Consider the following 25148-nt stretch of genomic DNA (forward strand, 5'->3'; position numbering starts at 1 on the left):
GATCCTCTTAATAAGGAAGTGGAGAAATGGCCGATTACATTTTAGAAATGAAAAACATCGTGAAGGAGTTCTCTGGTGTTCGGGCCTTGGATGATGTCAACCTAAGTATCAAACGAGGAGAGATCCATGCACTTTGTGGAGAGAATGGCGCTGGGAAGTCGACATTAATGAATGTGTTAAGTGGTTTGTACTCATATGGCAATTATTCAGGCGATATTATTTATGACGGCGAAACCTGTCAGTTCAAAGGGTTGCGAGACAGTGAGGAGAAGGGCATCGTCATCATTCATCAGGAGTTGGCATTAAGTCCGTACCTATCGATTAAGGAAAATATTTTTTTAGGCAATGAGCAGACGAAGCATGGCATTATTGATTGGAACTTAACAGAACGGAAGACAGAAAACTTACTTAAAACAGTCGGCTTAAAAATTAATCCGAATACGCTTGTTTCACAAATAGGGGTAGGACATCAGCAGCTTGTGGAAATCGCAAAAGCCTTTTCGAAAAATGTACGCTTATTGATTTTAGACGAACCAACGGCTGCTTTGAATGAAGAGGAAAGCGCCAATCTACTGGAATTGATCAAAGAATTTCGGAATCAGGGGATCACCTCGATCATTATTTCTCATAAGTTAAATGAAATCGTTGATGTCGCGGATCGAATCACCATTTTACGTGACGGTCAAACAATTGAAACCTTAGAAAATGAAGACATTACTGAGGAACGGATTATCAAAGGAATGGTGGGAAGAGACCTCACGAACCGCTACCCAGATCGTCACCCAAACATTGGCGAAGTATTTTTTGAAGTGAAGGATTGGACAGTGCATCATCCAATTGATACTGCCAGAGTGATGAATAATCACATCAATTTCACTATTCGTCGAGGAGAGATCGTTGGAATCGCGGGCTTGATGGGGGCAGGACGAACAGAATTTGCGATGAGCGTCTTTGGCAATTCCTATGGCAGCAATATCAGCGGAAAAATCTATAAGGACGGAAAAGAAATAAAAATCAAAGATGTCTCTCAAGCCATACATAATGGATTGGCCTATGTATCTGAGGACCGTAAGGCACTGGGATTGAATCTATTAATGGACATTCGTGAAAATACAACGATTGCCAGTTTAGGAAAAATAAGCAAAAGCGGTGTTCTAGATAAAGAAAAAGAAGTCACGGAAGCGGAAAGCTATCGAAAAAAAATGCGGACAAAAGCCAATAACGTGTTTCAAAATGTTGGCAGCTTAAGTGGTGGGAATCAGCAAAAAGTCGTCTTAGCAAAATGGTTGATGACTGAACCCGATGTGTTGTTTTTAGATGAGCCGACTCGTGGGATCGATGTGGGAGCCAAATATGAGATCTACACGATCATCGAAGAAATGGCGGCACAAGGCAAGTGCGTATGCATTATTTCTTCGGAGCTGCCGGAAATTATCGGGATGTGTGACCGTATTTATACGATGAATGAAGGAACTATGACTGGGGAAGTCTTACGAGCAGACGCAAATCAAGAAACCTTAATGAACTTGATGACGATGGAAGAGGAGGCAGTATCCTAATGGAGAATGCAACGAAGGAAAGCAAAGAAAGAAGTACCTTAAATATCAAAGAAAAAGTACTAGATATCTTCAGTAAATATAGTATGGTCATTATTTTGATCGCGTTATTGATCGCCTTCCAATTAATGACCGGCGGCATTTTTCTACGACCGTTAAATATCACCAATATCGTATTGCAAAACAGCCATATCTTAGTTTTAGCAGCCGGTATGCTGCTTGTTGTATTGTTGGGATTTGTTGACTTATCTGTTGGTTCAGTCATGGCATTCGTTGGCGCGATCGCTGGGATGATGATGGTGAACAATCATATGAGTCCATGGCTCGCCGTTCCTATCTGTTTAGCAATCGGGGCATTGATTGGTGCTTGGCAGGGATTCTGGGTCGCGTATGTTGGGATCCCAGCATTTATTGTTACACTGGCTGGATTACTAATGTTCCGTGGGTTGACGCAAGTCGTTTTAGGCGGACAATCGTTGGCGCCCTTCCCAAGAGCCTTCCAAAAGATTTCTACAGGGTATCTGCCAGAAGTTTTTGTTTCTTCTTCAGGTATGCACTTTTTGACCCTGATTTTAGGAGCGGTGTTGGCCCTAGGTTTAGTATTCTTCCAATGGAAGGCGCGGGAAAAACGGAAACAGAATTTATTTGAAGTTCCTTCAATGAATGCCTTCATTTTTAAATCAGTATTGACGGTCGCGATTGTCTTAGGATTAAGCTACATTTTCGCCGCGTATCAAGGATTCCCAGTTATCCTAATCATCTTAGGCGTTATCGTTGGTGTCTATGGTTTCTTAACCAATAGCACGGTTGCTGGGCGTCAAATTTATGCGACCGGCGGAAATTTAAAAGCGGCGCAATTATCTGGGATCAAGACGAAAAAAATCACGTTTTGGGTCTTCGTAAATATGGGGATGATGGCTGCTTTAGCTGGATTGATTTTAGCGGCGCGATTGAACGCGGCGACACCTCAAGCAGGGACTTCTCTTGAATTAGATGCCATGGCCTCTGTTTACTTCGGTGGTGCGTCTACCTCAGGCGGGATCGGTACAATTACTGGAGCAATTGTCGGTGGTTTGGTGATGGGTGTTCTGAATAACGGGATGTCGATTTTAGGGATTGGTGTGGACTGGCAGCAAGCGATCAAAGGGTTGATTTTACTTCTTGCCGTAGTACTAGATATTTATAATAAGAAACGCAAAATCTCTTAAGGAGCTATTTTATGACTGATGAAAAACGTATTTTACTCATATGTACAGCAGGGATTACTTCAGGTCTGCTGGTAAAAAACATTCAGACAGCCGCAGATGAGCAAAACATTCCTATTCGAGTGTATTCCGCTCCAGCCATTATTGCGGAACAAGCCATTCAAAATCAACACATTGATGGTCTGATGATAGGCCCACAGTCAGAATACGAAGTGAATCGATTGAAAGACTTTTTGAATTATAAAGCGGTAGCTTATAAAATGATCAAAAAAGAAGATTACGAAACGTTAGATGGCGAGGCAGTGCTGCAAGATATTGTCACAAATTTTTTAGAATAGAATACAGTAAAAAGGGTCGAGAAAAATTTTTCTCGATCCTTTTCATGTATACAAGCTATTTATTTCGTTTATTCAACCAATCCGTAGAGACATCCATCGCTGCTCTAGTCGCATTGCTCTGATCCATTGAATTGACCATTACAAAGTCGTGAATCATGCCTTGGAATCGAATTTGCGTGACATCCACGCCGGCTTCTCGCAGGTGACGAGCGTATTCTTCACCTTCATCTCTTAATACATCCGCTTCACCGTTCAGGATCATCGCGGCTGGAAGATCTGTTAAGTCTTCTTTGGTCGCTTGTAAAGGAGAAATTGTTTTGATGGATGCGTCCTGTCCCTCAGGAAGGTAATTATCCCAGAACCATTTCATGCCCTCTTTTGCCAAAAAGTAGTCGGTGGCGAATTGATGATAGGATTCCGTATCAAATCCGTGATTTGTTACAGGGTAGTAAAGCAGCTGCTGCTTAATTTTCGGCCCCTTGCGATCTTTCGCCAACATCGTAAGAACTGTCGCCATATTTCCGCCAACACTGTCGCCAGCTATGGTGAGCCGATCTGTATCGTATCGTCCCTCTGCCTCCTCCACAAGCTTTAGAAGAACCGCATAGCTTTGCTCGATCGCGACAGGATATTTGGCCTCTGGGGAACGATCATATTCAGGAACAAACACAATAGAATTTGTCCGAACCGCCAATTCTCGCACTAATTTATCATGTGTGTGGGCACTCCCTAGCACCCAGCCAGCGCCGTGAATATAAAGAATAACCGGTAATTTTTCCGTCGTATGTTTTGGTTTTACCGTTCGTACATTAATGATTCCGTGATTACCTAGGTCCCATTTTTCGTCCGTTGTATCGGCCTCTAATTTATTTACAGGAGAATCTTGAACTTGCTCTAACAGTGCGCGTGCGTCATTTACGGGTAATTGATAAATATAAGGTTCTTTTTCATTGGCAATACTAAAATCTAAAGCAGATTTTTCTAAAGAAATTCTTTCCGTCATATCAATTCCTTCTTTCCTGTGTTGTCCTAACATCATAGTATGAACCGCTCTCATTATCAAAACATCAGCTTGTTCAGGAATGGACGAATAATGAAAACAACGCCATGTATGGCTTTCTAAAGCTTAAACCGCCCATTTTTTCTATCAATGATGAATTGAAAGAAATCTCAAATTAAATAGTAAAAGCTGATACTAGTACCCAAACAACAGAAACCGCTTTAATTATAGACAATAGTAAGTTACTCTTCATATGGAAAATAAATTGATGGGGGACAACAAGATGGAGAGAAAAATTGTTGCTGTGACTGCTTGTGCGGCTGGTATTGCTCATACCTATATGGCCGCAGAATCACTTGAACAGGCGGCTAAGAAAATGGGCTATGGAATAAAGGTGGAAACGAATGGAGCGATCGGGGCAGAAAATGTTCTGACTGCTGAAGACATTGAACAGGCTGACGTAGTCATCGTCGCTTCGGATATTAAAATCGATCCGCTTCGTTTCACAGGAAAGCCGTTATTTGTTACGAAGTCGATTCCTGCAATAGAGGATTCTGAGGCATTGATCAAGCAAGCATTTGAAGAGGCGCAGGTCTTTGGGAAAAAAGGATCAAAGGTCGGAAAGATCCAAATAGGAAATGATAAGGAAAAGGTGAATTTCTTCACCCATATTATGAGTGGTATTTCTTACATGGTACCGATGGTCATTGCGGCTGGGTTGATTTTGACTATCGCTAATTTGTATGCGTTTCAAAAAGATGATTTGGGTCGGATAGTTAACTGGGGCTTTGACAATAAAACACAAATGGGTTTCTTGATGTCGAAGCTGTTTTATGTTGGGCAAATTGGTTTTAAATTGATGATTCCGCTGTTTGCCGGATTTGTGGCGAATTCGATTGCCGACAAACCAGCAATCGCTCCAGCTATGATTGGTGCGTACCTCGTAAATGATCCAGAGTTTCTGAATACGGAAGCTGGAGGAGGGTTCATTGGTGCGATTGTGGTTGCCTTTATTGTTGGCTATCTTGTAAAAGGGTTAAAGAAAATCAAATGGCCAAAGCTATTAGTACCAATTGTACCGATTATGATCATTCCATTTATCGCTACGGCTATTATTACATTGATCGTCCTTTATATCATTGGGAATCCAATTGCTATTGGTATGGATGCGATGTATCAAGGGTTGACGAACTTAAATAATAATTATGCTGGAGCGCCTATTTTGATCGGTGCCATTTGCGGCGCAATGATTGGTTTTGACTTAGGCGGTCCAATTAATAAAACAGCACTGGTATTTGGAACGGCTATTTTTACGGATACGTTGACAAAGTATGGAATTGATGGCGCAAATTTTGTACCCGGTACAGCTACGCAAGCAGCGATTTCAGTAGCGCCTCTTGGGGTTTGGTTAGCAACCATCTTGTTCAAAAAGAAATTCTCTAAAAATGAAAAAATTGCCGCAAGTGCCGCTTTTGGTATGGGGATCGTGGGGGTCACAGAAGGAGCGATTCCTTTCGTCGCTGCAGATCCAATTAGAATGATTTTTTCTAACGTAGTAGGTTCAGCCGTTGCTGGCGGATTAGCGGCCGCGACAGGATGTAAGTTCTATGGCGGAATTGGTTCGCCATTAGGAACATTTATTGGCTATATAGAACAGCCGATTCCTTTTATCACGTGGATTTTATGCGTTAGTGCTGGAATTTTGACCACGGCGCTGCTTATTGGATTTACCAGAAAGCAGATTGTTGAGGATAGTATCATTGAACAAGAAGAGCAAGAAGAACACGATCAAATGATGGAAACAGTAAACGAATAGGCAGGTAGAAAAAATGAATAAAGCAGTATTTAATCAAGAGCATATATTATTTGATGAAACATCCACCACTCAGGAAGAGGCATTCAAGAGTCTTGCGAAATTTGCTTATGACGCTGGATTCGTATCTGATGAAGAGAGCTATTTTAATGGATTAAAGGAAAGAGAGCAGGAGGCGACGACAGGATTCAAAGATCATATCGCTATCCCTCACTGCAAAAGCAGTGTAAATAAGAAGCCCGGTTTATTTCTCCTGAAGTTTGCTCATGATATTCCATGGAATTCTTTGGATAAGAAGCCTGTAAAAGTAGCATTTGGTTTAACCATCCCAGAAGAGGGGGCAACAGAGCATTTGAAATTGTTAAGCTTAATTGCTAGAAAATTAATTGATCAAGAATTTAGAGACGGAGTTCTGAAGCAGGATAACCCAGAATTACTAGCAGAAATCATTGATCAAATTGATTTCTCTTAATGCGTTAGATAATACCGAGAAGAATAACTTATGAAGTAGGATGGCACTTATGCAAAGAAAAGTTCATGTAATACATCACACCCATTGGGATTTTGAATGGTATTTCACTACCAACGAGTCATTTGTACAGTTGGTCTATCATTTAGATGAAGTAATGCAGGCTTTAGAAGAAAATCAAATCGATTATTATTTATTAGATGGTCAGATGAGCATTTTAGATGACTATTTAGCAAGCTTTCCAGAGAAAAAGGAACGCTTGGCACAATTGGTCAAAAACGGAAAATTAGCCATTGGTCCCTGGTACACGCAAACGGATGAATTAATTGTTCGGGGAGAATCGATGGTTAGAAACTTGAATCTGGGGATGGAGTTAGCAGAATCCCTAGGAGGTTATATGAATATTGGCTACCTTCCAGACTCGTTTGGACAAAGCAAGGACATGCCTAAAATATATAATGGATTCGGCATTCAGCATTCAGTTTTTTGGCGTGGTGTGCCTAATGAGATTACTACTAAGAGAGAATTTCATTGGAAAGCGGAAGATGGTTCAAATGTATTAACCTCAAATATAAAGGACGGCTATTTTGTCGGAGTTGGATTGATTTATTCAGATGATGCACAATCGTTGATTGAGACAATTTCCAAGGGAGCGGTTAGTGAGTCGTTAGTTTTACCAGTAGGAGGTGATCAACGCTATGTCGATTTCAATTTACGTGATCGAATAGAGCGATACAATGATAAATTGACCGATGTGGAATTGATGGAGAGCACTTATGAATTGTTTTTTGAGGCTGTTAAGGAGAAAGAGCTTCCAACGGTCGAAGGAGAATTTATCTCCAGCTCTGTCTCAAAAATACATCGATCGATCTATTCTTCACGATACGACCATAAATATTTAAATGATAAGGTTGAAAGACGTATGCTTTATCAAGCGGAACCTTTAATGGTGATGGCTGAAACCTATAGTATTCCCTATAAAAAAGGGTTGCTAGATCGGATTTGGAAGCTGTTGAATAAAAATCAGGCACATGATTCGGCTGGCGGATGCAATAGTGACCCAACCAATCAAATCATTCTGGAGCGTTTTGTCGAAGCCGATCAGTTGTCCTATTCTTTAGTGGATTATTTGACGAGAAAAATTGCGGAATCCCGTCCGATTATTTCAGAAGGAGAGCTAGTTGTTTTTAATACCTTGCCATGGAAAAACAAAAAAGTGATGAAGTGTGAAGTATCCACACCGCTTTCCTCTATCTCACTGAAAAAAGATGGCAACGAAGTCCCATTTGAGGTGTTGAATACAAGACAAGAATTTTCCGGCTCTATTCGTCGGGAGAAAAAGCTGGCGGATACAGATGACTACTACTTCGTGCATGAAGTATTGCTAGAAGCAGAAGTTCCAGCACTTAGCTTCCTTACGTATCAAGTAGTAGAGGGCTTAGAAGAATCTACTGAGTGCTCTAGCGAAGCATCGCCAGTTGATTCGATCGAAAATGAACATTATCAAATTATTTATGAAGCAGGTGCTTTAGTCCTAGTAGATAAGAGAAATGGAAAAGCCTATAGTCACTTTTTGACTTTTGAAGACAGTGGCGATGAAGGGGATACCTATGATTTTTCTCCTCCATACGCGGATCATAGCTATTTACTAGATTTAAAGGAAGCCAATTGTGACTTAGTACAAAATACCTTAATGGAAAAATTAACCATATCTGGGGAGTGGAAAATCGCGAAGGATTTACAGGAACGTCAGGAGAAAAAGAGAACACAGGCGATCCCGTATAAGCTGACGATTCAGTTGATGAAAGAAAGTTCTCAGATTCAATTCCATCTAGAGCTAGACAATCAGGCGTGTGATCACCGTATGAGAGTGCTGATCAATACCCCACACGAGAATGATTTTTCTTACACGGATACGCCCTTCGGCACAGTGAGGCGACAGGTTGAAGATCCGCATATTCATGATTGGAAAGAATTAGGCTGGCGAGAAGAACCAACAGCAATATTTCCTATGCTGACGTATGTAAACAGTCATAATTCCAACTCTAGCTGGACAGTTTTCAGCAAGGGGATTAAAGAATACCAGTTTGTGGGAAAACGATTTGAAACCATAGCACTGACTTTATTCCGCTCTGTCGGTTATCTTGGTCGACCGGATCTCTTGAGACGTCCTGGTGTGGCTTCGGGAAATGAATTCAAATATATTCCGACGCCTGACAGCCAATTGCAGAAAAAAATGACCTTCAAATTCTCTCTTCAGCTGAATAAGGAATATCAGCCGGCAAAGCTTGCTAAAGAGTATTTAGATTATGCGATAAGCTGCCCTTATTATCAGCTGCAGGAACTGAATCGTTTTACAACGACGCTGAAATATTTTGTGTCGAATCCGTTAAAAAACAAAGTAACTTCAAAGGAAGGGATCACCATTGATAGTGACACACTTGTGTTTAGTGCCTTGACGAAGACGACAGAAGGTGCGGGATTTGATGTTCGTGTATACAATCCGGATGTTCGTCTGGAAGTTGAGGGTGGAACGATTAAAGGAACGCATGAGATGAGTTACACATTTGTCGATCTTAAAGGAAAGGCTATTTCTTCAACAGAAAAAAATGATACTATTCCTCTAGGCACCTTTAAACCAGGCCAAATAAAAACGATCCATATCGTTGATTGAGGAGAATCTCTATGCAAGAAGACATTTTTATTTTAATCGAATCCTGTCGCTTGAATTTTACTTCTGTTGAGCAAGTGATCGCTGATTATTTACTAAGTAAACAGCCGTCCATGACGATCGACAAGTTATCCGAGCATTTAGCTGTATCGAAAGCGTCTATTACAAGATTTTGTAAAAAAATTGGATTGAATAATTACAAAGAATTGATTTTTCTCTACAAGCTGTCGTTAGATAATGAAGCTTCCGGCGTCTCTGTTTCTTCAAAAATAACCGCAGCGTATCATTCGCTGGCAACTCGCAGCGATAGTAATTATTCACAAGAAGTAGTCGACGCTTTCTGTGAGGTGCTCCATCAGCATAAAATTATTCATTTCTTTGGGAAAGGGTTCAATTCTTATGCTGGTGCTGACTTTCAATTCAAATTCTCTAGGGTTGGCAAATATGTACGAGTGATTGCTGATGAAAATTCGATTTTGATGTCCGCACATTTTGCAAATAAGGATGAGTTAATCGTGGTTTCGAGTTTACGAGGTGATGACGAAGAACTACTAGAGGCTATGAAGATTGCCAAAGATCGAAAGGTCCCGATTTTATTGATCACGTCCAATCGTTATTCTCAGCTAGTTCCTCATGCGGATGTTGTTTTAATCGCCGCAAGCTTTACGCGAGAAGAAGCGTTGGGAAATATTTCTCCGCAAATCCCAATTCTTATCCAACTGGACATGGTTTATGAAAGATATATTCACTTATATTCAGATGCGATCTCCCAGTGGTTAGAGTCTGAACAAATATTGCACAAATAAAAGGAGTAAACATGAAAAAATTTCCGAAGAATTTTTTGTGGGGTGCGGCGATGTCAGCCCCTCAAACAGAAGGGGAAAGTTTGAGCTTTGGAAAAACTGAGACAACGTGGGACTATTGGTTTCGAGTGTCCCCTGAAAACTTCTATGAGAATCAAGGACCCGGGGTCACCTCTGATATCTATAACCAGTATCTAGAAGACTGTCAGCGAATGAAGGAGATTGGCTTGAACTCCATTCGAACATCCATTTCATGGGCGCGTCTGCTCCCTGATGGAAAGGCGATTAATCAAAAAGCTGTTCAATTTTATCGAAATTATTTTTCAACGATGCTGGAAAATGGTGTCGAACCAATTATTAACCTCTTTCATTTTGATCTACCCATGTGGCTAATGAAACAGGGGGGATGGGAAAACCGAGTATCTGTTCAAGCCTTTGCCTTTTATGCAAAAACTTGTTTTGAGTTGTTTGGTGATCTTGTTGGGAAATGGACGACCTTCAATGAGCCGCTTGTTCATATAGAGTGCGGATATTTGTATCAATATCATTATCCCGCAATTGTTGATTTCAAGCGTGCGATTCAAGTGGGGTATCACACCTTGCTCGCCCATAAAGCGGCGGTAAAGGTGTTTAGAGAGGTCATAGAAACTGGAGAAATCGGCATTATTTTAAATATTTCTCCAACCTATCCTAGAAGTGTCTCTGATGAAGATCAATTGGCGGCTTTTCGTTCCGATTTATTGAATATTCGAAGTTTTTTAGATCCGTCAGTATTAGGAACAATCCCTGAGGAATTAGTCACGTTATTATCAGAAAATGGTCTGTTGCCAGAGGTGAAGGAGGAAGATGACCAGCGAATTAGAGAAAATTTAGTGGATTTTATCGGATTAAATTATTATCAGCCAAGACGAGTACAAGCTCCTGAATTTCCAACTGTTCCCGCAAAAATGCCTTCAGATTTTTATGCGGCGTATGATTGGCCAGATAAAAAAATGAATCCTTATCGTGGATGGGAAATTTATCCTGAAGCGCTTTATGATGTGGCTATGATGATGAAAGATAAGTACAACAATATTCCTTGGTATGTTAGTGAAAATGGTATGGGCGTAGCGAACGAAGAACGCTTTATGAATGACGCTGGAGAAATTGAAGATGACTATCGTATCGCTTTTATGAAAGAACATTTGTCTTACTTGCATAAGGGGATTAGTGAAGGAAGTCATTGCTTTGGATACCATGCATGGACATTCATAGATTGCTGGTCGTGGCTAAATGGCTATCGAAATCGGTATGGATTCTATCGATTAGATTTAACGACACATGAACGTTCTATAAAGAAAAGTGGTCGATGGATTCAACAAGTAAGTGAAAATAATGGATTCTAGGTGAGTGCAGATGAGTATAGTTGTAGTTGATATTGGTGGAACTACTGTGAAGCATGGCGTTTGGGAAAAGCACAAGTTAAGTGAAGTTTCCGCATTTTCCACCCCAGATACCTTTGAGGCGTTTTTAGAAAATCTTCAGCTGGCAATTGAAAAATACGATCAAACCTTTGAAGGTATCGCGATTAGTGCCCCAGGTGCAGTTGATCAGGAGCAGAGAAAGATTCTGGGGATTAGCGCAGTGGATTATATTCACCAACGGCCAATTTTTGATGAGCTGGAACAGTATTTTAATCTGCCGGTAACTATAGAAAACGATGCAAATTGCGCTGGAATTGCTGAAGTAGAACTCGGTGAGGGGAAGAACGCGCAAAATATTGCCTTTGTTGTCTTAGGGACAGGAGTTGGCGGGGCGCTTTTTGTTCAACGGAAATTATATAAAGGAAGCCACCTATTCGGCGGTGAGATAGGCTTGCTGAAGAGTCAACAGACACAGACCTTCAGTCAAAATGGGACACTGGTGAAAGCGGCTAAGGCTTATTCGGAACAGACACATACCTGTGTTGATGGAAAAGAACTTTATGTATTGAGAGAAAAGAAGGATCTGCTGGCTACATCCCTTTTAGACGAGATATATCAAATCATGACCAATAATCTTTACAATATACAAGTCATGTTTGATCCTGAACTAATTCTCTTAGGCGGCGGTATCTCCAAGCGTCCTGAATTGGCAGAGGAGCTATCCAATCGACTGTTTGAGCTGTTGAAAAAAGAAGGCGTCGAAGAAATCATGCCGACGATCAAGTGCTGCAGATTTCAAAACAATGCGAATCTAATCGGTGCCGCATTGAATTTTGAGCTGCAGAGGAATAAATAATAACCAAGGCACTGTCGACAAAGACAATGCCTTGGTTTTTGCTTTATTCTTTATCAACTGTCTGTCGTTGGACACTTTCAATGACAAATTCAGCGTTATCTAAGGCATACATTCCTTGGATGTCGCCGGTGTTCAAAGCGGCGATGGCTTCGTTTGAAAAATGAAGTGCGCTTGTTTCAAAGCGTTGTTCTTTTTGTCCATCCGTTACAAGGAAGGTTTTAGTTGCGGGACGATTGATTAATTTGAACTGTGTGGGTGTTGAATCAAGCGTACCAAGTATTTCTTCAATGGTTAAATCTTCCACTTTTTGGTAACGAGAGACGATGAACCCATCCGCCTGCTGCTTCACTAAAATAGCAGCAAAATGCGTGTCATTAATCAAACTGAGTAGGCCGATTTGCCCATCATTGATGGCTGTTGCTTCAGCAACATTGACAGTGAATGATTCCGCGCTTTCGGTTTGTCGAATGCCCAGAAATGCGGGTGTAGCTTCTTGTTCGATGGTTGTGGGACGCCCTTTTATCGTTAAGGTGTTGTTCTTTAATAATACGTCTTCGCCAAGTGTATCTCGCAGACTGAGCCATTCGGGGTGCAACGTTTCCTGTTCAAAGTTATCGTAAAAGGACGTTAGCTTTTGTTGGTTTACTAAAACGCGTTGATGGCTTGGAAAAGAGGTCATATCCACAATTTCGCTAGGCAGTCCATGATTGATTTCCGGCCATTCCTTATCCCAGATGACAGGGTAGAGCAGTGTTTCACGCCCCATATTCGTTATTTGCTTAAACCCAATGGTTGATGGACGCGTGCCTAAACAGGTCAACCACCAATTTTCTTCAGTGTCTTGGAACAAGTCCGCATGACCAATATTTTGCAAAGGTTCGTTTGCGCGATCACGATTGGTAAAAAGAGGATTGATGCCAGGCGTATCTTCAAAGGGTCCCCAAAGATTCGGAGACTTGAACATTGTGATCATGTGCCCAACACCCGTTCCGCCTTCAGCTGCTAAAAGATAATAAGCCTCGTTTCGTTTGAGGATGTGGGGACCTTCCACATCTCGTCCGCCAGTGCCCATGCTGATTACTTCTGGTCCTCGCAGAATTTTTCCAGTAGAAAGATCGATTTCTACTTGTTGGATCGCCTTAGTACCCTTATCATCAATAAAGCCAGTAAAGGTGACATACGTTCGGTCTTCTTCGTGGTATAGGTCAGGATCGATCCCCATAATGTCGATCTCAATCCGCTGATCCTCCCAAATGATTTCGCCCCGATCATTAAGGCTGCCTTTGATGATAAAATTTTTGAACTCCGCGAAATTTGTTGTAATGACATAAAAATGATTATTGATAAAACGAATACAGACAGCGAAGATGCCTTCATTTGATTTTGCTTTCGATAAATCTGCTTGTTCTTTTTTTGTAACGATACCTGGAACCTTTGTCCAGTTTAATAAATCGGTGCTTTTACTGAGAGAAATGCCTGGATAATATTCAAAGGTACTGTTAACCATGTAGTACGTATCTTCGACTAGAACAATACTTGGATCAGGGTACATTCCTCTTAGAATCGGATTTTGATAGTTTTCGATCATATGAAAAACTCCTTTTTAGTTCGAATAAGCGATACGAAGAGTGTCTAAGCATAACTCCGCGGTTGATGGAAGGATGAGATTAGCGGATTGCAATTGAGGATTTTTCCCGACTGCAACCGAAAAGGCGCCGCTGCTGTTAATAGCGGTGATACCAGCAATAGAATCCTCAATACCGACACACACTGCCGGAGTTAAACCTAGGGCTTTTGCCGCGGCAATAAAAATATCTGGAGCTGGTTTTCCGCAGGCCACTTTACTCGGATCAGCGACAGCGTCAAAGGTAGTACTTAAGGCCAATTTTTCTAAAATCAAAGGGCCATTCAGACTAGCAGAGGCCAAGGCAAGCTTCATTTTCTGCTCCTTTAATTCGGAAATGAACGGTGCTATTCCAGGTAAAATATTGTTGGGAGACAAGGTATTCAGTGAGTCGCCATACAGTTCATTTTTCTCATGGAGCAGCTGTTGAAACATACTGTCGGAAACAACTACATCGAGAGATTCTAAGATCACCTTTAAGGAGTCAGTACGACTGACTCCTTTTGTTTTCTCCTCTATGTAATCTGGAAGAGCCACCGAAAAGTATTTATTCACGAGTTTTTTCCAAGCGTCAAAATGCAGCGTGGAGGTATCAGCAATGACACCATCTAAATCAAATAAAACACCTTTAAACAAAAGAGACTTCCTCCCGTTCGCTGAGAATAGGGGTAGTGGTCAAAATGTCATTAATCTTTGCAAGATTTTCTGGTGAGATTTGAATAAAAGGCAACAGTGTATTTAATTTAGTCAATGACATCGTACCTAGTCCACCTTTGATCGCTTCAGGATCTGCTTTAAAGAAATGTAGCACAGGATCCACCGCATCAATTTTTTTAACCAAAAGATCATCCGCCATGATTTCCGCGGCAGGTGTTTCACTGCTGTAGTGCTCCACATAACTTTCAGTGGGAATATAGCTGATGGCATAGGTACCGCAGGTTAACACGAAGCCGTCGTTTTCTTTTAATTGATCATTTACCGTGATCGAAGTAGTCTCAGCTCTAGGCAACGTGACCTTTACAGAAGCACCAAAGGGAACAGTCAAGTTGATTTTGATAGTGTGCTCTTTGTCCGCTTCAATTTGATAATCGACAGCGATTCTTCCATAAGGGGAGTCAAAATGTCCACTCACTTGTTTTAAACGATAATCAAACTGCGGAGCGAAGGTAATTTCACGATAACCTGGGGCCGCAGCTTGAATGCCTAACAAATACTTGTAGGCCCATTCCATAATCGCGCCGAAACTGTAATGATTTAAAGAATTCATTCCCTCAGGATTCATGGAACCGTCAGGCAGGACAGAGTTCCAGCGTTCCCAGACCGTAGTAGCGCCGAGATTTACCGCATAAAGCCAGCTTGGGAAATCCTCTAAAAGGAAAATCTTTGCGGCAAGCTTATGGTAGCCATATTGAGATAAGACCTGGCAAATGAAGGGGGTACCGACAAACCCTGTTTTCAGATGATCATTGTCCTTCTTCAAACGAGCAACTAAATCTGCCACTACACGTGAGCACTGTGATTCGGGGATTAGTCCAAATTGTAGTGCAAGCGCATAGGCTGTTTGTGTATCAATCGCCAATCGACCGTTCGCTGTGATGTATTCTTTTCTGATGGTCTCCAAGATTCGTTGTGTCTGTTCTTGATAATAAACGGCGTCTTCAGAACGCTGTAAAATTTCTGCGGTTTTGGCTACGATACTGCTGGAATAGAAATAATAAACCGAGGCAATAAAATCTTCTTCGGTTTTTCCCGTAGGCAAGGCAGGATTTTCACCATCTAAGGCAAGCCAATCACCAAATTGGAAGGTGCCTGTCCACAAATTGTTGCTCTTGCTGTTACGGCCAATCCATTCTACCCAATCCTTCATTGCGGAAAAATTTTGCTGCAGGATGGCTGGAACGCCATAGCTTTGGTACATAGTCCAAGGGATAATCGTCGCGGCATCTCCCCAAACCGCTGCACCGCCATCCGTATTTCCCATTGCGGGAGCATACATAGGAACCATGCCGTCATATTTTTTTTGTTCGACGGCGATATCCTTCGCGTATTTTTTGAAGAAAGAGAAGACATTCATGTTCAATGCCGCTGTTTTAGAGAACATTGCCGCATCGCCTGTCCAACCTAAGCGTTCATCTCTTTGGGGGCAGTCCGTTGGAATGTCTAGGAAATTACTTTTTTGTCCCCACAAAATATTTTGGAAGAGTCGGTTGACTTTTTTGTTCGCTGTTTTGATAGCACCTGTCGTTGTCATGTCGGAGTATAATACCGCTGCTTGGTAATCCGCTTTTTCCAGTGGTTGCGTGTTGCCTTCGACCTTTACATAGCGGTAGCCGTAAAAGGTAAAGTGAGGGCGCACCCATTTCTCTTCTCCGTCAGAAGTATAGACAAAGGCGGCTCGCGCTTGTCGTAAATTTTCTCGATAAAAATTATCTTCCTGTAAAATTTCTCCCATTTGGAAAACAAGCTTTGTTCCCTTCGGTTCGCGATTATAAAACTCGAGCCAGCCGGTGTGATTTTGACCAAAATCAAGGACTTGCTCATCTGCAGGGGTCTCAAGAATTTCTTGAACAGGGAGGCGTTCCATGATTTTTACCGGTAAGCTTAACCGATCTTGTAGAAGTGCCTTGTCTTTTTCTGAGACGATCACAGGCTGCCAATTAGCAGGGATAATTGTATCGTCTAGATCTTCGCCATAGTAAATTTCCGATTTTGTAACCTTGCCGCTAGTTGTCAGCCAAGTGGCATCGGTAGAGATGATTTCTGTGCTGCCGTCCTCGTAGCGAAGGTGATATTCTGCGATAACCTGCTGCTGATCCCCATAGATATTCTTTTTCCCGCCATCAAAGCCTAAAGTTCCCTTATACCAGCCATCTCCAGTAGAAAAGCTTAGTTTGATCTGATCTGATTTTTGAAAGGCTTCGGTCACATCATAGGTTTGAACTTGAACCCACTGATCATAAGCCGTAACTCCAGGAGATAGGTACTCATCGCCCACCTTGTCATCGTTGATATACGTTTCATAAATACCTAATCCAGTAGCATACAGTCGGGCATTAGTGACTTTCGATGGAACACGAACGTCCTTTTTGAAAAGCGTGTTTTGAATGCTCTTATCTGGATGTGCGATCCATTCAGCTTCAAAGGGCTCAGACATTTTCCCAGTTTCAAAAAAGCTTTCTTTTGCGCAAAGAAGCGTGTCTGAATCATAAAGGGAGACCTCAACGTGGTAACGAGTACGAGGAGTGAGGTCCAATGATACATCGAAGAAATTCGTTTCAAAACGTTCCTTGTCACTTTTGTAGATGGGCTGTTCATACGAGGTTGTCCAAATGATTAGCTGTTTGGTTACTTCTGTGTACTGATTTGCTTCCACAGTGAAGTCGATTCGCAACGAATCAAGCTGAAACCCAATCGGTTCGATCATGTGATTGATTAAAATGGTGGAAATGTTCATAATTACACGCCTCTTTTCTTATAATTTTGTAGAAAAATCTCCGCAGAAGGGGTCAACAGGACTGATCCCTTCAAAGGCTTCCGTCCCTGTCATTTTTCTGATCACTGCGTCAACGCTAGCTTTATTTCCAGTATAGGTATTGATATAAGTAGAAACGGCTGGAATATCGAATAGATGGTACGGGTTGGCCGTTGAGATAAAAATAGTTGGAATGGACTTCATAAACCAGGGTGCATCCGCCGCCATCAAATGAACCCAATCCAAACGAGTCGTTGTTTGATTGCTGGCGGTTTCGATGTTCGCGACATAAAGCGCCAAATCAAATTTTCCCTTCATTTCTGCCACGCCTTCTTCAAAAATCTCGTGAAAATCTAGCTGCTGGTGGTCATATAGGGTCACTTCGAAACCAAGTCCTTCCAGCTGGGTTTGGAAGTGATCGGAAACCTTACCGCCTTCTTTAAATCCGCCGTCATCTGAATCCCCTAAAACAACTAGTCGGATTCTAGGGTAACGCGCCACCGTCATTGGCAACAGCTGATCACGATCCTTGACTAAAGTCACTGATTTTTTCGCTGTCGCTGCTGCTTTTTCGGCATGCTCTATAAGGTTCACCGTCCTTTTTTCTGTGGGCTTTGCTTCGAATAGGCCATGAGTCAGCTTAGTAGCCAGGATCCGCAACACCGCTTCCTCGATTCGAGCCAGCTTCAAGGTTCCGTTTTCCACTGCTTTTTTGATAAAGGCGTAGTCTTCGTCGATATTTTTATTGAATAGAATCATGTCTATGCCCGCATTGATTGTGGCCGGTAACAGCTCTGCTCGAGGGAGAATGGCATTATAACCGATCATTGGTGTAGCATCGGTGATTGCTAAGCCGTTAAAGCCAAGCACATCCCGCAGCAGACCGTCAATCAATCGTTTTGAGGCTGAGGCTGGTCGCAGCTCTGCATCGGTGATTTCTGGTGAAAGTTTTCTTTCCCAGGCTGGCTGCAGAATATGCCCGATCATGATACTGGTGATGTCTTGATCAATAAATGTTTGGTAAATTTTACCATAGGAAGCCATCCAGTCATCGGCAGACAAGGAATTGACCGTGCTTAAAAGGTGCTGGTCACGTTCGTCGACACCGTCGCCGGGGAAGTGCTTAATGACAGGGATAATGTCATTCTCCTGGAGTCCTTTGATTTGAGCCGCAGCCATTTGAAGGACTCGCTCTTGATCGCTGCCAAAGGTCCGAGTGTTGGTGATTGGATTGCGGAAATTTTTATCAATATCAACAATGGGTGAAAATGACATGTTGCAGCCTACCTGAGCGGCTTCGCTCCCGGCAACATTTCCCAATTCGTAGGCATGTATTGGCTCATCAGTAGCCGCAATTTGCAAAGGCATACCGAACCATGTGCCCTCAGAAATAATCCCGTTCCCACCTGATTCCAAATTTGCGGAAAAGAATAATGGAATATCGCTGGCTTCCTGAGCCGTGGCTAATTGTCGTTTGATCTTGTCTGCTGAAGCGGGGCGATACATCATGCCCCCAGGACGATAGGTTTGGACAAATTCCTTAATGTCTACTTGGTCTTCATCCTGACCAATGACGAAAAAGAGCTGACCAATTTTTTCATCTAAAGTCATCTCCTGAAGCTTGCGCTGCAGCAGTTGAATCTGTTCTTCTGTTAAGTAATACGGTTTTTTCGTTAAATCTACCATGAATGATGAGCCTCCCATTATTTTTATCTATACGTGTTCACGCTTTCATTCTAGCTTGGAAAAAAGACGGCAACCATTGCGAAAAAACATCTGGTATGTGTTCATTTCACAGCTCCTTTCATTTATCGAAAAATGTGTCTTGCTTGAAGGATTCATTCATGAGATAGTTTAGACGAAGTCAGAAGACGACGTCATAGAAAAAAACAACTTAAGAAGAGCAAATCTGTAATTTTTCAACTTAGTGCAGGAAATGAGCGGTTTTTTTGAAAGGAGAGGAGACTATGGAGGAAACGGTATTAAACATTCTGCAGGAGAAAAACCAGCCACGTAACTGGGATGAGTTAGGACCGGAAATGAAGCCTAAAAAGGCAGGTGTGTTGAAAAACGAGCCGGTGTATGAATTTTTTCATACGCTGGATGATTCGTTGGAGGTGAATCCGCAATCAATCGCTATTTCTGTTCAGCCGGTAAAATCTTTTATTCCCTATCATATCCATGACTATGTAGAGATCATCGTTCCGATTGTAGGCGAGTGCACAGTCGTTACAAAAAATGATGAGCTGCATCTGCGACAGAATGATTTGATTATCATTGGCAACCACACGATCCATCGAGTTGAGCCAATTAAAGCAGACAGTATTGTAATTAATCTGACCCTAAAGGATACCGCCTTTACGTTGAATGATTATCATTTTATGTATGAGGATCGTGTGACGAAAAAAGTTTCCTCCTTGCTCTTTTCCCTCCTCTCAAATGAGACGCAGGGAGAAAATATTTATCGCTTGTTTCGAACGCATCAGGAAACTAAGATTCATCGACTGGTGGAAGACATCATTCAAGAATATTACTATCCAGACGCACAATCGAATCAACTCATTCGTTTAGAATTATTGACCCTCTTTGCTAGACTGATTCGTTCAGCCGCAAATGAACAGGAGGTCATCTCTGGAGAAGAGGATGGATCGGTCAATCTATTGTCCTTACTGTTGTATATTGAAAAGAATTACGCCCAGATAACTTTGGAGGAGATGGCCCAGCATTTTGGCTTTAATCCCAATTACCTCTCCTCTTACTTAAAAAAACACACAGGCCTTACATTTATCAAATTGGTTCACCTGCAGCGGGTCAATGTAGCTGCTGAATATCTAACTTATACAAATGCCCCGATTGAACAGATTGCTTTAAAAGTGGGGTATGAAAATCCCTCCTACTTTTATAAGATGTTTCGCAAAAATTTAAAAATCCTACCAACAGAATATCGAGAGAAATACTCCTTTAACACGAAGAAAACCGATTGATGCGTCAATCGGTTTTTTAGAGCGTAAATTTTTGGCGGTATTGATTGGGAGAAAGTCCGGTTTGCTTTTTAAAATAGTGATAAAAATAAGCTTCACTGGAAAAGCCCAAGCGCTCAGCGATGAGCTGAATCGTCAGATCGGTGGTTTGTAATAATTGCTGCGCCTTTTGTGTGCGGATCTTCTGCGCATATCCGACAATGGTCATTTTTGTTTGGCGCTTTAATAAGCGGTTCAAGTATTCTGCATTATAATGGAGAGCTGTTTCGAGTTCTTTTCGGGAAATATTGCCAAAGCGGCTTTCAATTAGATGAATCACACGATTAACGAGGTAATCCTCCTTTGACAAATCCAGATCCACCTGCTGCAAAGAAAACTGATTGGCGTTCTCTAAAGCGTCTAATAAGCGTAAAATCAATCCTCGTTGAAAATAAGCGCGGCCAATTTTGGAAGTCGCAACTTCTAACTGCAGGGAATCTATGATAACGTGGAAGCCTTCGCTTTGATAAGGCAAGCAGGGAGAAAATTCAATATAGCTGCGCTTCCACTGAGAATCGGATTGCAGATTTTGCTGCAGGAATTGAAAGATTGGTCCCTCGCCAGAGTCAATAGCCAGCAGCTCTCTAAGCAGCGTGGGAGATAAATTTAAAAAGACGACGTTGCAGCCTTCCGAAAGAATCTCTCGATGCAGAATTTGAGTATTCAGCAAACAGCCCTCGCCAGCGTGAAATTGATATTCCTTGTCCTCGATGAAATTAGTCAGCTCGCCTTGTAAGACATACATCAATTCAAAGTTCTGGTTTTTGTGCAATGCTTGATATTCTTCATCTTCAAAGGCCGTGATGTCGCCATCCTGCACCTTAGTATAAAGAATCGTCTCACCAATTTTTTGCTTATAGAAAATCGCGATCGGAGAGCGGGTACTGATCTGAGGCAGCTCGCTATTCGTGGAATGCAGCTCGGAAAAAGGATCGTTTGTCATCGGACACCTCCATAAGGTCGGAAAAATGCAGGAAACGCTTTCTTCAAGTCGGTATTTTTCATTATATCACAGGGCTTGACGAACTAGAATGGGGGATATCAGAGGAGGAACGAAGATGCGAGAAAAGAAAAAAATCAATCAGCATTGGCAATTTCATTACGGGGAAGTAGGAATCCCGAAAAGAACAGCGAAAAAAGCCCATGCGTTAGGCGGACTAACCGCGCCATTAGCTGGAGAAACTGGAGCTGCGGTGACCTATGGCGCAGGAGGCGAGCACTTTCTCAAGCTGATCGCGCAGGGGGATATCCTTCAAGGATTAAAAAATTTAGCTGGCACTGATTTTACTTCTGGTCTTGATGAGAACTGGCAAACAATAACACTGCCTCATGATTGGAAAGTGAGGCAGCCGTTTAAACAAGATCCAGAACTGCTGATGTCAGGCTCAAAGGAAGAGGGAATCGGATATTATCGTAAGACCTTCCAGCTAGCATCAAGTCTTTTAAATACTAGTAGAGTTGTCCTTCATTTTGAGGGTGTGATGCGTTCTGCGGAAGTTTGGCTGAATGGCGCGTATTTAGGAAAGAATGATAGCGGATACACGAGCTTTTCTTTTAATGTCACCGAGATGGCTAAATACGGAGAAGAAGGCACGAATGTATTGCTGGTGCGGGTAGACACGACGACCGGCCCAGAAGGCTGGTGGTACGAAGGGGCAGGGATTTATCGTGACGTGTGGGTAGAATACTTGCCGTTGGTCTCGTTTGACTATGACAGTGTTTATATTTACACGAAAGAAATTCAAGAGAAGCAAGCATTGTTAGGCGCAGAGCTCTTGGTAGAGAACGAGTCAGCGGATACCGTGACCGTTTCGCCAGTGATAAAAATCAACGATCAGGTGATTCAACTAGGTATCCAGACCTTAGCGCCCTATGAAAAACGGCTATTAAAAGAAACCTTTCAATTGCCGGAACCGTCACTTTGGACCCCAGAAAATCCTCATCTTTACGAAGCGGTGTTTCAAATGGAGACAGACGAATGCCGGAAATCATTTGGTATTCGTACCTTTCATTACGACACAGCAGGCTTTTATTTAAATGGAAAAACCTATGAGCTGCGGGGAGTATGTGAACACCAAGATTTTGCCGGAGTAGGGGTCGCATTGAACCAAGATATCGTAGATTATAAGATAAAGACAATGAAAGAAATGGGAGTAAATGCTTGGCGCAGCGCCCATCATTTTGCCTCTGAGGAGCTGTTAACTGCCTGTGATCGTTTCGGAATTTTATTGATGAATGAAAATCGCCTACTAGAAAGCACGCCTTGGCGAATAGCCGATTTGGAAAAAATGGTGAAGAAAAGTCGGATGCACGCCTCGCTAGCCTTTTGGTCCGTAGCGAATGAGGAAGTTATCGGCAATACAACTATGGGCAGCCGGATTGCTAAAAAGCTGGTACATTGTATTAAAAGCAACAACTATGAAAGCTTAGTCGTTTCAGCAGAATTGCTTAATCCCGCGGGGCTAGTAAATGAAGAGTATCTAGCCAATTATGATGTCCTGGGCGTCAATTATCCAGAAGCCGATGTGATGGGGCCGGGAGCGACTAAAATTAAAGAAAAACATCCAGACTTGCCGATGATGAGTACGGAAAGTGCGTCTTATTTTTCTACTCGAGGTGTGTATAAAGACGATGAAGAGAAGTGTCAGTGTTCGAATTTTGGTTCGCTGTTTTCTATGGTCTTACCGGGAAAACGACGACCGGAAGACCCTGGAGCGGGAGGAACAGCGAAGCCGGAAAAGGTCATGAGATATTTAGCTGAACATCAATATATGGGCGGCGTATTTCTTTGGACAGCCTTTGATTATTATGGCGAGCCTTCTCCTTTTAGCTGGCCGGCTATTTCTTCACAATTTGGAATCGCTGATCTATGCGGTTTTCCCAAGGATTACTATTATTACTATCAAGCCTTTTGGCGTAAAGAACCGGTTCTGCATGTGATGCCTCATTGGAATCGTCAGGGGCTAGAACGCACTGCTGATGAGCAAGTAGCTATTCGTGTCTTCAGCAACGTGAGTGAGGTTGAGATATTTGTTAATGGAAAAAGCTATGGTAGAAAACCTGTAAAGGATTGCCGCGCGGATTGGGAAGTTTCTTATGAGGAAGGAACATTAACCGCAATAGCATACGAACAGGATGAAAGAATCGCTGAAGTGAGTCGTGAAACGAGCGGTACGATACAAGCCGTTCGCTGCGAACGGATTTTTGCGGGAAAAGAATACAGTCTTTATCAGTTAGAAGGAATAGATGAGCAACAGCGAGTGGTTCCTACAGCAGATAACAATCTGTCTATCTGTGTCGAAAACGGAGAAGTTGTTGGTCTGGCCAATGGAGATCCAATAAATCAAGCGGCGTATAGTTTGGAAAGTATCCGTTTATTTCAAGGAAAAGCCCTGGCGATTGTTCGTTCAGGAGAAAAGGATAGTCAGATCAGAGCGATACTACAAGATTAACATGCAAAGTAGTAGGCAGAAAAGAACGACCTATGAAAAGACCACAAAGCGCATGAATTTTGCATATGGCGAGGCGTTTTTTTCTAGCCTATACTTTGAGTACCAATTGAAAGCGGAAACAAAAAAGATGAAGGAGTGCAATTATTATGAATAAGAAAAAATTATCTCTAGCTTTAGGTATCTTAAGTATGAATCTTTTACTGATGTCCGGTTCTGTCGTAGGAGCGGCGATTGCTGCTATTTCGAAATCTTTCCCACAGGAACCGATCTCAAAGGTCCAAATGCTTAGTTCAATTCCCCAGTTGGGGCAATTAATAGCGACGCTGCTATTTACTTGGCTGACTTACAAAATAACTCGTAAGAATATCGGGGTTCTCTCTGTCGCCATTGTCGCCATTAGTGGATTATTGCCGATTTTTTACAACAGCAGCCTGAATATTATTCTAGCCTGCATGATCGCTTTAGGCTTTGGACTTGGCTTGATCAGTAATGTTGGTCCGGTATTGCTTCAGGAGCATTTTGAAGGAGAAGAACGAGCGACTGTCATGGGTTGGGCAGTGGGCTTTAACAACCTAGGAATGATGGGCTTTACTGCTATTGGCGGTGTCTTAGGAAGTACAAACTGGCAAAATCTTTTCTGGGTCTACGGTGCAGCCATTGTTATCTTGTTGGTGGTGTTAGTCCTGGTACCTAAGGATCGAAAATTATCTGAAGAGGAAGTATCCAAGCAACACTCAGTCAGCTTTGGCAAAACAGTGAAAAGTTTAAATGGCTATATATATGTGATGCTGATCGTTACCTTTGTTACCTCTCTTTGTCTAATGATCTTTATGGCGAATCAATCAATTTTATTGGCTTCAAAGGGAAATGGGACCGCCTATACCGCGATGGTCACTGCTTTAGGAAATGTTGGGGGAATCTGTACCGCCTTCGGATTGAAGTACATTCGTAAGCTTACAAAAACAGACACGATGGCTTGGGGCTTTGTGGCCTTTGCATTGTCCTATATCTGTATTGTCTTTTTCAACAATCCTGCTTTGCATATCGTTGGTAATATGTTTTCAGGGATGGGGATCGTTATGGTGAATGCGACGATTCCGTTTGAACTATCGATTTTGGCGAATCATCAACAATTTCCAGTAGCCATTGCTATGAACACCTTGATTTCCTCTTTAGCCGGTTTTGCAGCACCGATGCTCCTTGCTGCAACAAAAATTTCTGCGGGAACCAATTCATATCTGGCAGGGATCGTAATCAGTGGTCTTATGGCAGTAGTCTTGTTGATTACTCGCTTAGGAAGTCGGATCGAAAAAAAGTCTGAACAGGCAGCAATTCCTAAAGCCGAAGGAGTACGAGAGGCATAAAGGAGAGGCTTGTTCGCAAGCTAAAAAGCAGGCTCTATTCCATGTGAATGAGCCTGCTTTTTGCCTTTTTCTATGCGTAGCAGAAAAAACTTTTTAATACGG

Annotated in this window: 18 protein-coding genes; 12 read left to right on the forward strand and 6 right to left on the reverse strand. The window is 42.2% G+C overall.

The genetic code is table 11. The features are described 5' to 3' along the window. Positions 1-26 precede the first annotated feature (26 nt). From mmsA to J9537_RS18655, 3 genes are read left to right on the forward strand one after another with little or no spacing between them, the layout of a single operon-like run. Positions 27-1559 (forward strand): multiple monosaccharide ABC transporter ATP-binding protein, encoded by a 1533-nt coding sequence (mmsA, locus tag J9537_RS18645; RefSeq protein WP_010743973.1) that lies wholly within the window; start codon positions 27-29, stop codon positions 1557-1559. Continuing rightward, a complete protein-coding gene (gene mmsB, locus J9537_RS18650) occupies positions 1559-2764 on the forward strand; it encodes a multiple monosaccharide ABC transporter permease (RefSeq protein ID WP_060789370.1) in 1206 nt (401 codons plus the stop codon). The genes mmsA and mmsB overlap by 1 nt, the downstream gene beginning before the upstream one ends. 11 nt (positions 2765-2775) lie before the next feature. Continuing rightward, a complete protein-coding gene (locus J9537_RS18655; RefSeq protein ID WP_010743971.1) occupies positions 2776-3099 on the forward strand; it encodes a PTS sugar transporter subunit IIB in 324 nt (107 codons plus the stop codon). Between the two features lie 55 nt (positions 3100-3154). Here J9537_RS18655 and J9537_RS18660 read toward each other — a convergent pair whose 3' ends face one another. Then, positions 3155-4102, reverse strand: a complete 948-nt coding sequence (locus J9537_RS18660; RefSeq protein ID WP_028021025.1) for an alpha/beta hydrolase — start codon at positions 4100-4102, stop codon at positions 3155-3157. 280 nt (positions 4103-4382) lie between these two features. On the opposite strand from J9537_RS18660, the gene J9537_RS18665 reads away from it, so the two are divergent. The 6 genes from J9537_RS18665 to J9537_RS18690 are packed head-to-tail and all read left to right on the forward strand — an operon-like array spanning position 4383 to position 12114. Further along, positions 4383-5915, forward strand: a complete 1533-nt coding sequence (locus tag J9537_RS18665; protein ID WP_060789369.1) for a PTS fructose transporter subunit IIC — start codon at positions 4383-4385, stop codon at positions 5913-5915. A 13-nt stretch (positions 5916-5928) separates the two neighbouring features. After that, positions 5929-6384, forward strand: a complete 456-nt coding sequence (locus J9537_RS18670; protein WP_028021023.1) for a PTS sugar transporter subunit IIA — start codon at positions 5929-5931, stop codon at positions 6382-6384. 49 nt (positions 6385-6433) lie between these two features. Further along, positions 6434-9055, forward strand: a complete 2622-nt coding sequence (locus J9537_RS18675) for a glycoside hydrolase family 38 N-terminal domain-containing protein (protein ID WP_218257435.1) — start codon at positions 6434-6436, stop codon at positions 9053-9055. Positions 9056-9066: 11 nt separating this feature from the next. Then, positions 9067-9858, forward strand: coding sequence for a MurR/RpiR family transcriptional regulator (locus tag J9537_RS18680; RefSeq protein ID WP_010743966.1), 792 nt, complete (start codon positions 9067-9069; stop codon positions 9856-9858). An 11-nt stretch (positions 9859-9869) separates the two neighbouring features. Further along, a complete protein-coding gene (locus J9537_RS18685; RefSeq protein WP_218257436.1) occupies positions 9870-11240 on the forward strand; it encodes a glycoside hydrolase family 1 protein in 1371 nt (456 codons plus the stop codon). Positions 11241-11250: 10 nt separating this feature from the next. After that, the gene (locus J9537_RS18690; protein ID WP_028021020.1) at positions 11251-12114 is read left to right on the forward strand and encodes an ROK family protein; all 864 of its coding nucleotides are present in this window, start codon (positions 11251-11253) and stop codon (positions 12112-12114) included. 43 nt (positions 12115-12157) lie between these two features. Here the strand turns inward: J9537_RS18690 and J9537_RS18695 are convergent, their stop codons facing one another. Genes J9537_RS18695 through J9537_RS18710 form a run of 4 tightly spaced genes read right to left on the reverse strand, consistent with a single transcriptional unit; the run spans position 12158 to position 18896 of the window. Continuing rightward, positions 12158-13702 carry a glycoside hydrolase family 43 protein gene (locus J9537_RS18695; RefSeq protein WP_060789366.1) on the reverse strand — a complete coding sequence of 515 codons (1545 nt, stop codon included), beginning with the start codon at positions 13700-13702 and terminating at the stop codon, positions 12158-12160. Positions 13703-13717: 15 nt separating this feature from the next. Next, positions 13718-14374 carry a beta-phosphoglucomutase gene (gene pgmB, locus J9537_RS18700; protein WP_060789365.1) on the reverse strand — a complete coding sequence of 219 codons (657 nt, stop codon included), beginning with the start codon at positions 14372-14374 and terminating at the stop codon, positions 13718-13720. Further along, a complete protein-coding gene (locus J9537_RS18705; protein WP_218257437.1) occupies positions 14367-17192 on the reverse strand; it encodes an alpha-L-rhamnosidase in 2826 nt (941 codons plus the stop codon). Before J9537_RS18705 ends, pgmB begins: the two co-directional genes overlap by 8 nt. Positions 17193-17210: 18 nt before the next feature. Further along, positions 17211-18896, reverse strand: a complete 1686-nt coding sequence (locus J9537_RS18710; RefSeq protein ID WP_218257438.1) for a glycoside hydrolase family 3 protein — start codon at positions 18894-18896, stop codon at positions 17211-17213. Positions 18897-19177: 281 nt separating this feature from the next. Between J9537_RS18710 and J9537_RS18715 the strand changes: the two genes are divergently transcribed. Beyond that, positions 19178-20194, forward strand: coding sequence for an AraC family transcriptional regulator (locus tag J9537_RS18715; protein ID WP_218257439.1), 1017 nt, complete (start codon positions 19178-19180; stop codon positions 20192-20194). A 16-nt stretch (positions 20195-20210) separates the two neighbouring features. On the opposite strand, the gene J9537_RS18720 is transcribed toward J9537_RS18715, so the two are convergent. Then, positions 20211-21173 (reverse strand): AraC family transcriptional regulator, encoded by a 963-nt coding sequence (locus tag J9537_RS18720; protein WP_060789632.1) that lies wholly within the window; start codon positions 21171-21173, stop codon positions 20211-20213. Positions 21174-21288: 115 nt separating this feature from the next. Here J9537_RS18720 and J9537_RS18725 point away from each other — a divergent pair, with 115 nt between their 5' ends. Continuing rightward, on the forward strand, positions 21289-23682 hold the full coding sequence (locus J9537_RS18725) for a DUF4982 domain-containing protein (protein WP_060789631.1): 2394 nt from the start codon (positions 21289-21291) through the stop codon (positions 23680-23682). A 146-nt stretch (positions 23683-23828) separates the two neighbouring features. Next, a complete protein-coding gene (locus J9537_RS18730) occupies positions 23829-25046 on the forward strand; it encodes an MFS transporter (RefSeq protein WP_060789630.1) in 1218 nt (405 codons plus the stop codon). The last annotated feature ends 102 nt before the right edge of the window (positions 25047-25148 follow it).

This window comes from Enterococcus raffinosus (assembly GCF_019175485.1).
GTDB classification, from domain to species: domain Bacteria; phylum Bacillota; class Bacilli; order Lactobacillales; family Enterococcaceae; genus Enterococcus_A; species Enterococcus_A raffinosus.